Origin of the sequence: Streptomyces sp. MUM 203J (assembly GCF_022414595.1) — a bacterium.
In the GTDB taxonomy this organism is placed as follows: domain Bacteria; phylum Actinomycetota; class Actinomycetes; order Streptomycetales; family Streptomycetaceae; genus Streptomyces.
Genome location: NZ_JADWYO010000045.1, coordinates 1 through 13655 on the forward strand (window position 1 = coordinate 1; position 13655 = coordinate 13655).

General features: G+C 73.9%; 8 protein-coding genes and 1 tRNA gene. 3 read left to right on the forward strand and 6 right to left on the reverse strand.

Features of this window, described 5'->3' with window-relative positions; all coding sequences use genetic code 11:
* Positions 1-129 precede the first annotated feature (129 nt).
* The gene (locus I3F58_RS20860) at positions 130-597 is read left to right on the forward strand and encodes a pyridoxamine 5'-phosphate oxidase family protein (protein WP_240110187.1); all 468 of its coding nucleotides are present in this window, start codon (positions 130-132) and stop codon (positions 595-597) included.
* Positions 598-893: 296 nt separating this feature from the next.
* On the opposite strand, the gene I3F58_RS20865 is transcribed toward I3F58_RS20860, so the two are convergent.
* From I3F58_RS20865 to leuS, 5 genes are all read right to left on the reverse strand, one after another.
* Entirely contained in the window at positions 894-3563 is a 2670-nt protein-coding gene (locus I3F58_RS20865) for a ComEC/Rec2 family competence protein (protein WP_240110188.1), read from the reverse strand.
* 380 nt (positions 3564-3943) lie between these two features.
* On the reverse strand, positions 3944-4591 hold the full coding sequence (locus tag I3F58_RS29860) for a helix-hairpin-helix domain-containing protein (RefSeq protein ID WP_374208013.1): 648 nt from the start codon (positions 4589-4591) through the stop codon (positions 3944-3946).
* Positions 4592-5173: 582 nt separating this feature from the next.
* On the reverse strand, positions 5174-6019 hold the full coding sequence (locus I3F58_RS20875) for a DegV family protein (protein ID WP_240110190.1): 846 nt from the start codon (positions 6017-6019) through the stop codon (positions 5174-5176).
* A gap of 123 nt (positions 6020-6142) precedes the next feature.
* Complete coding sequence (locus tag I3F58_RS20880) at positions 6143-6976, reverse strand: hypothetical protein (RefSeq protein WP_240110191.1); 834 nt, start codon at positions 6974-6976, stop codon at positions 6143-6145.
* Positions 6977-7123: 147 nt separating this feature from the next.
* On the reverse strand, positions 7124-10009 hold the full coding sequence (gene leuS, locus I3F58_RS20885; protein ID WP_240110192.1) for a leucine--tRNA ligase: 2886 nt from the start codon (positions 10007-10009) through the stop codon (positions 7124-7126).
* 443 nt (positions 10010-10452) lie between these two features.
* On the opposite strand from leuS, the gene I3F58_RS20890 reads away from it, so the two are divergent.
* Positions 10453-11832 (forward strand): ferric reductase-like transmembrane domain-containing protein, encoded by a 1380-nt coding sequence (locus I3F58_RS20890; protein ID WP_240110193.1) that lies wholly within the window; start codon positions 10453-10455, stop codon positions 11830-11832.
* Entirely contained in the window at positions 11829-13424 is a 1596-nt protein-coding gene (locus I3F58_RS20895) for an NADH-quinone oxidoreductase subunit NuoF family protein (protein WP_240110194.1), read from the forward strand. Before I3F58_RS20890 ends, I3F58_RS20895 begins: the two co-directional genes overlap by 4 nt.
* A gap of 54 nt (positions 13425-13478) precedes the next feature.
* Here I3F58_RS20895 and I3F58_RS20900 read toward each other — a convergent pair.
* Positions 13479-13551: transfer RNA gene (locus tag I3F58_RS20900), tRNA-Ala, on the reverse strand.
* Positions 13552-13655 lie beyond the last annotated feature (104 nt).

Consider the following 13655-nt stretch of genomic DNA (forward strand, 5'->3'; position numbering starts at 1 on the left):
ATCCAACCGGCCCAGCCACCACGAGCGCCAACCGCAACCCGGCGAACCTATGCGGTCACAGCACTAGTGCCGCAGACCTCGGGCCAATGCCCGAGGCGCGGCGGGGGCCGAACGGCTAGCGTCGCGATCATGACCGACAACACTACGGCCGCTCCCCCGGCCCGCAGCCGGGAGCAGCGCAAGCAGGACGTCATGGCACGGCTGGAAGGCGACGAGGACGTGTGGGTGGCCACCGCGTCCGGGGCGGGCGAGCCGCTCCTGGCACCGCTTTCGTTCGTGTGGCACGAGGGCGCCCTCCTGATGTGCACCCGCCGCACCAACCGCACGGCCCGCAATCTCACCCCCCGCGGGCGGGTCCGGCTGAGCCTCGGCCACACCCGCGACGTCGTGCTGCTCGACGGCGACGCGGAGGCCGTCGAGGGCCACGCCCTCGACCCCGCGGCGGCGGACGCCTTCGCGGGCAAACTGAACTGGGACCCCCGCGCCGGGAACGCGTGGCTCTACCTCCGTGTGACCATCCGTTCGGTCCGGGCTTGGCGTGAGGAGAACGAACTCGCCGACCGTCTGCTGATGCGCGAGGGCACCTGGCTGATCTGAGTCCCGGAACGGTCCGTCGCGGGGGTGGCACTGCGTGACCGGCGTCAGCCACGGCGGGCACCGCGGGCCCCGGGCGCTCCGGACCCGGTGCGGCCGCCGCCGTACGGCTCTCAGCCGTACGGCACACGGCACCCGGTCCGGGCCCCCACAAATCACAGCACCGCGCGCGCCCCGCCCGGCACGTCGCGCCCGGCACGGCCTGCCGTCGCGGGCACGGCCGGCACGCGGCCCAGCGCGGTCGGGCCGTCCCGGGACGCGGCCCGCATCCACGGACCACGACAACGGGCCCGTGCGGGTCACGGCGACCAGGCCGTCCCGGTCCGGTGCGGCCCTGGCCGTCGCCGACCCCCTGCCGCGGAGCGCGGCCCGGCCCCGGCAGCCCGACGCAGGCGGCGCCTGCGGGTCACCGCTCGCAGATCCGGGCCCGCGCCGGTCACGGCGATGGCTCCGTCCCGGTCCGTGCGCAGTACCGCGGCACCCGAGTCCTCCAGTGCGGCGAGCGTGCGGGGGGAGGGATGTCCGTACGGGTTGTCCCGGCCCGCTGACACCACGGCGAGCCGTGGCCGGACCCGGTGCAGCAGTCCGGGGTCCTGGTGGGCGGACCCGTGATGGGCGACCTTCAGGACGTCCACGGGCGGCAGATCCGGGTGAGCCCTCGTCAGGCCGCGCTGTGCCGGGGGCTCCAGGTCCCCGAGGAGCAGCAGGCTCACGCCGGACCGGGTGCGTACGAGGAGCGTGACGCTGGCGTCGTTCGGTTCGTCCGGGGCGGTGACCAGAGCGCCGGAGTCCGTCGTCCCCGCCGGATCGGGGGGCCACAGCACCTCCCAGTCGAGCGTGCCCGCCCTGCGCCGCTCCCCCGGCACCGCGCGAACCACCGGGACTTCCACCGCCGCCGCGGTCCGGTGCACGAACGCCACCCGGCCGGGCGGAGCCAGCAGCCCGGTGGTCTGGACGACCCCGACATCCCGCCCGCGCAACACCCCCGGCAACCCGGCCACATGGTCGGCGTGGAAGTGCGTGAGCAGCACCATCGGCACCCGGTGGACCCCCAGTTCGCGCAGACATCGGTCCGCCGACTCCGGGTCCGGCCCCGCGTCCACCACGACAGCCGCGCCCTCTCCGGCCGCCAGCGCCATGGCGTCGCCCTGACCCACGTCGCACAGGGCGAACACCCATCCGGGCGGCGGCCACCCGACGACGAGCCGGGTCAGCGGCACCGGCCTCACGACGGCGACCAGGAGCAGGACGGCGCAGCCCAGCAGCACCCAGGGCCGGCCGGCGAGCCGCCGTCCGGCCGCCAGGAGCACCACCGTCACAGCGGCCAGCAGCAGCCCTCCCCACCAGCCGTCGGGCCAGTCCACCCGTGCCCCGGGCAGCGCCGCCCCCGTCCGGGCGACGGCGGCCACCCAACCGGTCGGCCAGGCGGCGCACTCGGCCACGAGCCGGGCGGCCTGCATCGCCACCGGCGCCAGGGCGAGCGTGACGAACCCGAGGACCGTCGCAGGCGCCACCGCGAACTCCGCGAACAGGTTGCACGGCACCGCGACCAGGCTGACCCGCGCCGCAAACACCGCCACCACCGGCGCGCACACCGCCTGTGCGGCAGCAGCCGCGGCCAGCGCCTCCGCGACCCGAGCCGGCACCCGGCGGGCCCTCAGCGCGGCGCTCCAGCGCGGGGCGATGGCCAGCAGCGCTCCCGTCGCCAGCACCGACAGCAGGAATCCGTAACTCCGCGCCAGCCACGGCTCGTACAGCACCAGCAGGAGAACCGCCGCCGCCAGCGCCGGGATCAGTGACCTGCGACGCCCGGTTCCGATGGCCAGCAGCGTGACCAGCCCGCATGCCGCGGCCCGCAGCACGCTCGGGTCCGGGCGGCACACCAGCACGAACGCGAGCGTCAACGCGCCGCCCGCCACCGCCGTCACCCGCAGCGACAGCCCCAGCCGCGGAGCCATCCCACGCCGCTCCGCGTGCAGCGCCATCCCGGCCGGCCCGATGAGCAGGATCAGCACGATGCTCAGGTTGCTGCCGGACACGGCCGTCAGGTGCGTCAGGTCCGTCGTCTCGAAAGCGGCGCGCAGGTCCTGGGTCATCCGCGTCGTGTCCCCGACGACCAGCCCCGGGAGCAGCGCCCGCGGATCCGGCGGCAGCCCGTCGGTCGCCGTACGCAGCCCCTCGCGCAGGCTCCCCGCGGCGCGCTGCACCGCGTTCGGCGGTGTGGTGATCCTCGGCGGCCCCCCGTCGACGTACAGCGCCGCCCCGTACGGATCGCCCGGCCGTCGCGGTGGGGCCAGCCGCCCGCTCAGCCGGAGCCCGGTGGACGGCAGCAACCGCATCCATGCGGACGTCACCTCCTCGTCTGTGTCTGCTGTCCTGCGTGCCTCGGCGTTCGGCTCCCACCCGCCGCTCCCGCCCCGCTCCCCGGACGGGAGCCGGGTGATCAGCAGGACGGGTGTGCGCACCCGGGTGACCGCGCCGTCGGGTGCCGTCACCTCCGTCACCTCGGCGTTCGTGAGAACGGAGGCATCGGCGGTGCGGTTGCCGTGCACCCTGGGCGCGGAGCGGCGCGGGTCGGACGTGACCGTCACGTCCGCGACGACACGCGCGTGTTCCTCCGCGAGCCCGGGCACCGGCCCCCTTCTCAGGTCGGCGCCGTGCAGCCCCGCCGAGGCCGCGCCCGCCGCCGCGCCCAGCAGCACCCCCGCCGCGGCGACCGCGGTCCCCCGCCACCGGCCGCGCCGTCTCGGCCTCAGGAGCAGAACACCGGCCACCACCCCGCACAGCCCCACGGCCAGGGCGGTCCCGCCCCCCGGGGCGCCCAGGGTGAGCGCCGCAGCGGCCCACGCGGCCAGTGCAGGTCCCACGAGCCTCAGGTCGACGGGTCCCTCCCGGCGGGCACCGGCCACACCGCGCCGGCCCCCCGAAGCCGCCCGCACGGTCCCCCGCACCGTCTCCGTCCCGGCCATCCCCGCCCGGGCTGCCGCCGTCCCGGGCGCCCGTACGAGTCCGCCCCCTGACGGCGCCGGCCCCGGCCTCGTCGCGCCAGCCGCCGTTGCCTCTGGCGCGCCGCCCCCGGCCGCCTCGGCTCCAAGTCCCGTCACCTCAACAGGCTCCACGTCAGGCCCTGTAACCCCAGGTGCTCCTCCCGCAGGCACCCTCGCCCCGGGCGGCCCCGCCCCGGGCCCGGGTGCACCAGGCGCCGCCGCCCCGGGCGTCCAGGTGCCATGCGCCCCCGTCTCCGCCTCCGGTGCCCGCGTCCCCGGCGCCGGTGCGTCACGTGCCGCCCAGGGCCCCTCCGCCGGTGCGCCGCGCACTCCGGCCGCATGCACCCCGCCCTCCGCCGTCGTCATGGCCGGACGAGAGGGCGCAGGTCCGCGAGTCGTCGGTCACCGATGCCGCGTACCTCGCGCAGTTCGTCCACCGACCGGAAACCGCCGTGGCGTGTGCGGTGGTCGACGATATGCCGGGCCAGAACCGGACCGACACCGGGCAGTGTGTCGAGCTGTTCCACAGTCGCCGTGCTGAGGCTGACCCATCCGGACGGAACTCCCCCTGTCGGAGCGGAGACCGCGGCGGCCACGGGTCCCGGGGCCGCCCCGGGGACGCCCACCACCACGTGCTCACCGTCCAGCAGCACCCGGGCCCTGTTGAGCGCGGTCACATCGGCTCCCGGCCGGACGCCGCCCGCCGCCCGCAGCGCGTCGACCACTCGTGAGCCGGGCGGCAGACGCAGCACGCCCGGCTTCCGCACCTTGCCGCTCACATCGACCACGACCATGTCCGGCGACGCCCCGGCAGCCGGGACTGGCCGGGGAGGGCCGTCCGCCGCCGCGGGTGCTGCGGCGCTCGTCGGCGCCGCGGGCGCGGGCACGGCGTGACCGACCGTGTCCGGGGCCCGCACGGCCTCCGGGCGCCCGGCCCAGAAGTACCGCCCCGCGAGGACCACGGCCACCAGGAGGACGACGGACAGCGCGGCCAGCGTCCTGCGTTCCATGCCGCACCTGCTGCCCAGCCACACCGGCAGCCGCTCACGCGCCGCCAGCCGCCACCTCTCGCGGCGTCCCAGCGGCGCCCCCGCTTCTCCGGCCCCCGCCTCTGGTCCTCCGCTCTTCTCCGGCTCCGGGGTCCGACCCGGTGCCCGGGCCCGTTCCCACTGCCGAGCCGGTCTGGGCTCCCGCCCCGGCGGCTCACCGCCCGCCTTGGCGTCGGCCGGGCGGTCGTTGCCGGGTGGCGGCGGATCGGTCCCCGCGAGCAGCGCCTCGGCCCGGAGCCGTAATCCCGCAGGAGCCGCCGCCTGCGGGGTGGAGGCCCGTACCCGCCCCCGCGTCGGAGCACGGTGCCGACCGCGGGTACGGCCGTCGCTTCCCCGGGCCCGGCCGGGGCCGCTCGTGGCGCCTGAACGCCGGGGGCGCGCCGACGCCGAAGCATCTGAGGCCCCGCCCACCACGATTACAGAGTGTGATTCATTCGTCATGCACAGCACGGTAGGTGAAGGCGGCGGAACCCGCGGAAAGCAATGTCGAATCCGTGGAAAACCTGATGGCTGTGAATAACCCGGTCACCCACACGCATGAGATCAGTGTGGGGAGACGACCACCCCGAGGAGCCCGGGTCCTGTGTGCGCGCCGATCACGGCACCGACCTCGCTGACATGAAGGTCCGTCAGTCCGCTGACTCTCTCACGCAGTCGTGCCGCGAGGGCTTCGGCCCGCTCGGCCGCCGCCAGATGGTGCACCGCGATGTCCACGGGGGCGGCGCCCGCCCGTTCCACGGCGATCTCCTCCAGCCGGGCGATGGCCTTCGACGCGGTCCGCACCTTCTCGCACGGTTCGATACGCCCCCCCGTCAGTTCCAGCAGCGGTTTCACGGCCAGCGCGGAGCCGAGCAGGGCGCGGGCGGCTCCGATGCGTCCGCCGCGCCGCAGGAAGTCCAGGGTGTCGACATAGAAGTACGCCGAGGTTCCGGCGGCCCGCTTCTCCGCCGCCGCGACGGCCTCGTCCGGTGTGGCGCCGGCGCGGACCGCCTCGGCCGCCGCCAGGGCGCAGAAGCCCAGCGCCATCGCGACCATCCCGGTGTCCACGACCCTTACGGGCACAGGCGCCTGCCGTGCGGCCAGGAGCGCCGCCTCGTATGTGCCCGACAGTTCGCCCGACAGATGGAGCGAGACGATCCCGGTGGCACCGGACTCCGCGAGGGTCCGGTAATGGGACGCGAAGGTCTCGGGGCTCGGGCGGGAGGTGGTGACGGGGTGTCGCTTCTGCAGGGCGTCCGCGAGCGAGAGAGCGGAGATCTGGGTGCCTTCTTCGAGCGCGCGGTCACCGAGGACGACGGTCAGCGGAACCGCGGTGATACCGTGCCGCTCCATCGTCTGCGGCGGGAGATAGGCCGTGGAATCGGTGACGATAGCGACATGGCGGGACATGAGCGGGAGATTACCCGCAGGCGGCCCTCAAAGGCAGCCAGGTCCGCTCGACGCCCTCGATACCGTCTTCCGCCATGCCGCCCGGCACACGCGGACCGTCACCGCACGCGGTCGGGTGAACGCTCAGTCGGACGTCTCGCGCCGCGGCGCCTTCTCCCAGGGGTGGCCCAGGTCCAGCCGCGGATCCCGCCCGGTGATCGCGGGCCGGTCTCCCCCGCTCGCCTGCCCGTCACGGGCGGCCCCGCCGTCACGCCGGTCGGCTCCGGACTCCGTCACGGCATGGTCCGCGTCCGGTCCGGCGGGCCAGACCTGGCCGGACGCCTCGTCGGCCGGGGCCTGCGGCCACGACACACGTGTCCGGTCCCGGCCGTCCGCACCCACCGGCCCCGCCGTCCCGTCAGAGCCGACGGCGGGCTCGGACCAGTGGCGCAGCGCCCCGGCCTCCATGCCGATCTGCTCGCTGAGCGTCTCCAGGTCGTCCTGGGCGAACCTGCGGGCCCGGTCGTGGGCCGCCCAGCGCAGCGAGTCGGCGGACTCGGTGACCCTGCGGGTGCGTTCCCGCAGTTCCGGCAACTGCTGCGCGACCCGCGTCCGGTCCGGGTCCCGCTCCAGGCGGCGCAGCTCGTCGTCGAGTTCGTGACCGTGGGCGCTCAGCCGCCGGAACAGCTCCAGGGACTCCTGGAGCGAGACGTCCTCCTTGGCACCGGCCTCCAGGGCGTCCTGGGTCGACCGCATCGACGTGCGCAGGGACAGGCGCAGCTGGGCGAGCTCGCCCACGACGCCGCCCTGTCCGTAGCTCTTCGCCTTCAGGGTGGTGTCCTCGACGGCGCGCCTGGCCTGGCCGATGGTCCGGTCGACACCCCGTTTCGCGGCTCCGATCACCTTCACGCACGCATACACACCGAGTGCGACCAAGGCGAGGAACAGCAGCGCCAGGATGACGAACACGGTCTCCATGAAGTCCCCTCGGTGTTGTTGTTCCCCTCCACCGTAAACGGAACGGGCAGGCCGGCGGTTCCGTGGGAACCCCCAACCTGCCCGTAGGGGGAAACCCGGGAGCCCGGGCCGAGCGGCCCGGACGCGGGCCGCGGGTGTCAGGACCGGTTACGCCGGGACGATGTTGACCAGCTTCGGCGCCCGCACGATGACCTTGCGGATTCCGGCTCCGTCCAGCGCGGCGACGACGGCGGGCGCAGCCAGGGCCTGCGCCTCCAGGTCGGCGTCGCCGATGGACGGGGAGACCTCCAGGCGGGCCTTGACCTTGCCCTTGACCTGCACGACACAGGTCACGGTCTCGTCGACGACGTACGCCGGATCGGCCACCGGGAAGTCCTGGTGGACGACGGAGTCGGTGTGGCCCAGCTTGTGCCACAGCTCCTCCGCGGCGTGCGGCGCCAGCGGGGCGACCAGCAGCACCAGCCGCTCCGCCACGGACCGGGCAACCGGGCCGCCGGTCTTGGTCAGGTGGTTGTTCAGCTCGGTGATCTTGGCGATGGCCGTGTTGAAGCGCATCGCGGACATGTCCTGGGCGACACCGTCGATGGCCTTGTGCAGGGCCCGCAGGGTGTCCTCGTCCGGCTCGGCGTCGACCACGGTCGGCTCGCCGGTGGCCTCGTCGACGATGTTGCGCCACAGCCGCTGCAGCAGCCGGAACTGGCCCACCACCGCGCGCGTGTCCCAGGGGCGGGACACGTCCAGGGGACCCATGGCCATCTCGTACAGGCGCAGGGTGTCGGCGCCGTACTCGGCGCAGATCTCGTCCGGGGTGACGGCGTTCTTCAGGGACTTGCCCATCTTGCCCAGGACGCGGCTGACCTTCTCCCCCTGATACCAGAAGGCGCCGTCGCGCTCCTCGACCTCGGCGGCGGGGACCGCGATACCCCGGGCGTCGCGGTAGACGTACGCCTGGATCATGCCCTGGTTGAACAGCTTGTGGAACGGCTCGGCGGACGAGACGTGCCCCAGGTCGAACAGGACCTTGGACCAGAACCGGGCGTAGAGCAGGTGCAGTACCGCGTGTTCGGCACCGCCCACGTACAGGTCCACGCCGCCGTGGGGCATGCCCTCGCGGGGGCCCATCCAGTAGCGCTCGATGTCCGGGTCGACCAGCTTCTCGCTGTTGTGGGGGTCCAGGTAGCGCAGCTCGTACCAGCAGGAACCGGCCCAGTTGGGCATGGTGTTGGTCTCGCGGCGGTAGCGCCTGGGGCCGTCGCCCAGGTCCAGGGTGACGTTGACCCAGTCCTCGTTGCGGGACAGCGGCGTCTCGGGCTGGGTGTCGGCGTCGTCGGGGTCGAAGGTGCGCGGCGCGTAGTCGTCGACCTCGGGCAGCTCCAGCGGCAGCATGGACTCGGGCAGCGGGTGCGCGACGCCGTCCTCGTCGTACACGATCGGGAAGGGCTCGCCCCAGTACCGCTGGCGGCTGAACAGCCAGTCGCGCAGCCGGAAGTTGACGGTGCCCTCGCCGATGCCCCGCTCGGTCAGCCACTCGGTGATCCGGGCCTTGGCCTCGACGACACCCAGGCCGTCCAGGGACAGGGCCCCGGACCCGGACGACTGGCCGCCCGCCGAGTTGACGATCTTCGCGTCGTACGAGTCGAACGCGTCGTCCCAGGTGGCCGGGTCGGTGCCGCGGCCGTCGGTGGGCTCGACGACACAGCGCATCGGCAGGTCGAAGGCGCGCGCGAACGCGAAGTCACGGGTGTCGTGGGCGGGGACGGCCATGATGGCGCCGGTGCCGTAGCCCATCAGCACGTAGTCGGCGATGAAGACCGGCACCCGGGCACCGCTGACCGGGTTGGTCGCGTACGCGCCGGTGAAGACGCCGGTCTTCTCCTTGGCCTCGGCCTGGCGCTCGACGTCGGACTTGGCGGCGGCCTGCTTGCGGTAGGCGTCCACGGCCAGCGCCGGGGTGGCGTGCCCGCCGGTCCACAGCGGCCGGGTGCCGGCCGGCCACGCGTCCGGGACGATCTCGTCGACCAGGTCGTGCTCGGGCGCCAGGACCATGTAGGTGGCGCCGAACAGCGTGTCCGGGCGGGTGGTGAAGACGGTGATCGCGTCGGAGCCGACCGTGAAGTCGACACGGGCGCCCTCGGAGCGGCCGATCCAGTTGCGCTGCTGGAGCTTGATGGCCTCCGGCCAGTCCAGCGCGTCCAGGTCCTCCAGCAGGCGGTCGGCGTAGGCGGTGATGCGCATGTTCCACTGGCGCAGCTTCGCCTTGAAGACCGGGAAGTTGCCGCGCTCGGAGCGGCCGTCGGCGGTGACCTCCTCGTTGGCCAGGACGGTGCCCAGGCCGGGGCACCAGTTGACCGGGGCGTCGGAGGCGTACGCCAGACGGAACTCGCCCAGGACGGCGGCACGCTCGGCGGCGCTCAGCTCGCTCCACGCGCGCGTGGTGCCGGGTACGGGACGCTCGCCGCTCTCGAACAGGGCGACCAGTTCAGCGATCGGCCGGGCCCTCTTCGCGTCCGTGTCGTACCAGGAGTTGAAGATCTGCAGGAAGATCCACTGCGTCCACTTGTAGTAGTCCGGGTCGATCGTGGCGAACGACCGGCGCCTGTCGTGGCCCAGGCCCAGCCGCCGCAGCTGGACCTTCATGTTCTCCATGTTGGCCTCGGTCGACACCCGCGGGTGCGTGCCGGTCTGCACGGCGTACTGCTCGGCGGGCAGGCCGAACGCGTCGAAGCCCAGGGTGTGCAGGACGTTGTGGCCGGTCATCCGCTGGTGGCGGGCGTAGACATCGGTGGCGATGTAGCCCAGCGGGTGGCCGACGTGCAGGCCCGCACCCGAGGGGTACGGGAACATGTCCATGATGAACTTCTTCGGCTTGGCCGCATCGGCCGGGTCGCCTGCCAGGTCGCCGCTCGGGTTCGCCGCCTCGTACGTGCCGTCGACGTCCCAGAAGTCCTGCCAGCGCGCCTCGATCTCGGCCGCCATGGCCGCCGTGTAACGATGCGGGGCCGCCGTCTCGGCAGCCTGATTCGTCTCGCTCATGATCCTCTGAAGCTCCATCGATCGTCTCTGCCCACTGCCGGCCGCCGCCTGGGTCACACCGAGCACCGAGTCCAGCGGCGGCGAAATGAAAAAGCCCCTCGCACAGGAGGGGAAGCCGCGCCGATTCCGAACGGGTTTTCCTCACCCGTCGGCACTGATCAGCGCGGCTCGGTAAGCAGAAGGCGTACGGCACGCATGGCGTCAGGGTACCGCAGGCCCCTTCCCGGGCGCACCGGACATCCCAAGGGCCGGACACACGCCGTCGCGTAACCGTCGCGCTACGCGGAGCGTACCCGTTACTCGGCGTATCGACCCGTTCCCGGGCAACCTCCGAGTCAGTTGTCGGCCAGTCTCAACGGTAAACGCACAAACTCCGTACTCACCGGTATGCGTCGCCCTAGCATGCGCGAACGGGACCCCATCCGCACCACTCGGAGTCGCCCATGACCCCTCATCGCAAGATCCGATCCTCGCCCGCCGAGAAGGAGGGCCTGAGCAGGCCGGTCCAGGGCGGGCTGTACGCGGCCGCCCTGGTTCTCCTTCCTCTGCTGGCCGTCGTCGGAGGCGACGGTTTCCGCGAGTTCCTCGACTTCGGCACGGGTGTCCTGGCTCTCGTGTCCCTGACGGCGTCGGTCGCCTGGGCGATCGTCGCCACCGACCGCCTCTTCCTCACGCCCCGGCAGCGACTGCTCGCCCAGGGCATCCACCGGGGTACCGCCGTCGCGTCGCTCGGGTTCCTGCTCCTGCACGGCACCGTCAAGGTCTCCCTCGGCCATGTCGAGCTGATCGGCGCCCTCATACCCTTCGGCCTGGGCGTCACCGGTTCGGCAGGCCTCATCGGCTTCGGCTCGCTCGCCGGGCTGCTGATGGTGGTCGCCGCGTCGACCGGGGCCCTGCGCAGCACACTGGCCGGACGGGGCGCCATCGCGGCCCGCTGGCGGCCCTTGCACATGCTCGCCTACCCGGCCTGGTGCGCGGCTCTGGTCCACGGCCTGTACGCGGGCCGCCCGGCGGACGGGTGGGTGACCGGCCTGTACTGCCTCGCGCTGCTCGGGGTCGCCGTGGCCGTCTCCGTGCGGCTCCTTCCCGAGCCGCTCCGGCAGCGGCTGGCCGACCAGGTGCTCACCCTGGCCGGGAACGGCCCCGACGGCGCCCCGGCCTCGCCGCGCGCGCGTGGCCGGGGGCGTGCCCGGCGGGACCTCGCGACGGAGCCGCTGCCGGGGGCGACGGGTGTGGCCTACGCGGCGGCCGAGTCCCCGCGCCCGCACCCGTACGAGCCCGAGCCTCGCGTGTTCGACGGCGTGTCCCGCCCCCTCCAGGCCGAGGCCCGCGCCTTCGCCGCCCCCGGCGCCGAGGCCCGCACGGCGAAGGCCCCGTACGACGGCGGTTCCCGCGCCGACAGCCGTACCGTCGGCGGAGGCATCTCCGCCGGCTACCGGGCCGTGTCACGCGGCGGCGGGGCCGGACCGGACGTCCCGGCCGCCGCTCCGGCGGGCTCGGACGACCGGACGCAGCCGATCCCGTTCGCGGAGCGCGTGCCCATGACGGAAGAGCTGCCCGTCATCGACGACGAACCCTCCGTACGGCCCGGTTACTGGCCCACCCCGTCACCGCCGCCGCCGGCTCAGTCCCCTTCCGCTTCCACTCGCGCGTACACCCCGTTCGGGGACCCCGCGTCCGGGCCGACTGGTCCCGTGGCTGAACAGAGCCCCGCCTCGGCCACGTACAACATCACTGAGCCGCCCGCCGGGCCGGACTCCGGTCCCTTCCTCCGCCCGGCGACCGGTGAGCCGTGGACCGCACCCGCAGGAGACCGCCCGTGAACGCCCCGCTGCCCGACGTCCCCGAAGTCCGTGTGGTGGGCCTTCCCCAGCTCACCCAGGGATTCGACCTGGTCGAGAGACTCGACCTGCCGATGCACCTCAAGGTGCACGGCCCGCTCGAACCGATCGGCGGGGAGCGGCTCGCCAAGCTCGCCGAGGACATCTCCCTGAAGGGACGCGGTGGTGCGGGCTTCCCGTTCGCGAGGAAGCTGCGGGCGGTGGCGGAGGCCGCGATCCGCCGCGGGGTGCGGCCGGCCGTCGTGGTCAACGGCAGTGAGGGCGAACCGGCCTGCCGCAAGGACACCGTGCTGCTCAACCGTGCGCCGCATCTGATTCTCGACGGGGCGCTGCTGGCGGCCGAGGCGCTGGGCGCGCGCACCCTGGTGGTGGCGGTGACCCGTAACTCGACGGAGGTGTCCATCCGGGCGGCGCTGGCCGAACGGGGGCTCTCGGACCGACGCGGGCAGCCGCTGCGCGCGCGTGTCGTCCGTACGCCGGAGCGGATGGTGTCCGGGGAGGCGTCGGCGGTGATCCGTGCCGTGGGCGGGGGGCCCGCCCTGCCCCCGGGGCGGCGTGAGCGGGCCTCGGAGTCCGGGGTGGGCGGGGCGCCGACGCTGCTGTCGAATGCGGAGACCTTCGCCCAGCTGGCCGTGGCGGCGCGGACCGGCGCCTCCCGGTACGGCCTCGCGGGTGTGGACGGCGAGCCGGGGACGGTCCTGCTGACCCTGTCCGGCGCGGTGGCGCGGCCCATGGTGGTGGAGGTCCCGACGGGGGTACCGCTGTCGTACGTCCTCCAGCTCGCCGGGGCCCCCGCGATGCCTCAGGGAGTGCTGACGGGCGGCTACCACGGCAACTGGATCGACGCGATGGCCGTGCAGGGCGCCGTCGTGTCCAAGGCGTCGCTGGCGGCCGTGGGCGGTTCTCTGGGCGCGGGCGCGATCCTGCCGATAGGCCCGGAGACCTGCCCTCTGGGGGAGGCGCTGCGGGTGGCGAACTGGCTGGCCGCGGAGACGGCGGGGCAGTGCGGGCCGTGCCGACTGGGCCTGCCGGCGGCTGCGGGCGGGCTGTCCGATGTGCTGAACGGGGGCGGTGCCGCCGCGCTGGAGGCGCTGCGGGAGGTCGTCCAGGCCGTGAAGGGGCGGGGCGCGTGCAAGCATCCGGACGGTTCGGCCCGCTTCTTCGCGTCGACGCTGTCGGCGTTCACGGACGATCTGGCCACGCATGTGCTGAACGGGGGTTGCGGGCGGCCGACGACGGGCGTGCTGCCGCTGCCCGAGCCCGGCTACCAGGAGGCGGAGGAGTCCATTCCGAGCGGGGAGCGGCTGGCCGTGGACTGGACGCTGTGCCAGGGGCACGGGCTGTGCGCGGATCTCGCGCCCGAACTCATCCGGATGGGCGCTGACGGTTTCCCGGTGCTCGCGGACACGTCGGTGCCCACCCACCTGCAGGGAAGGGCACAGCGCGCCGTACGGCGGTGCCCGGCGCTGGCGCTGCGGCTGGAGCAGGCGTCCGGCGGCGGCGCGGCGCGCCCGGCGGAGCGGCCCGCGCTGCCCCCGGTGAGCCGCAAGGCTCTGGGCACCGGCCGGAGTTGACGACGACATGAAGGAGGCGGGCCACCCGATCCGGGTGGCCCGCCTCTTCCGCTGTGGAGCTAAGGAGAATTGAACTCCTGACCTCTTGCATGCCATGCAAGCGCTCTACCAACTGAGCTATAGCCCCTTGTTGTGTTGTCTGCCGCCCTGCTCGGCTTCCCTCTCGGTTCCCCTCGCGGCGACACAGAGAACATTACGGGGTTCCCGGGAGAATCTCCAAATCGATTGTCC

Coding starts and splice junctions, on each gene's coding strand:
- I3F58_RS20860 (WP_240110187.1), top strand. CDS start 130: ATGACCGACAACACTACGGCCGCTCCCCCGGCCCGCAGCCGGGAGCAG.
- I3F58_RS20865 (WP_240110188.1), bottom strand. CDS start 3,563: ATGGCCGGGACGGAGACGGTGCGGGGGACCGTGCGGGCGGCTTCGGGG.
- I3F58_RS29860 (WP_374208013.1), bottom strand. CDS start 4,591: ATGGAACGCAGGACGCTGGCCGCGCTGTCCGTCGTCCTCCTGGTGGCC.
- I3F58_RS20875 (WP_240110190.1), bottom strand. CDS start 6,019: ATGTCCCGCCATGTCGCTATCGTCACCGATTCCACGGCCTATCTCCCG.
- I3F58_RS20880 (WP_240110191.1), bottom strand. CDS start 6,976: ATGGAGACCGTGTTCGTCATCCTGGCGCTGCTGTTCCTCGCCTTGGTC.
- leuS (WP_240110192.1), bottom strand. CDS start 10,009: ATGAGCGAGACGAATCAGGCTGCCGAGACGGCGGCCCCGCATCGTTAC.
- I3F58_RS20890 (WP_240110193.1), top strand. CDS start 10,453: ATGACCCCTCATCGCAAGATCCGATCCTCGCCCGCCGAGAAGGAGGGC.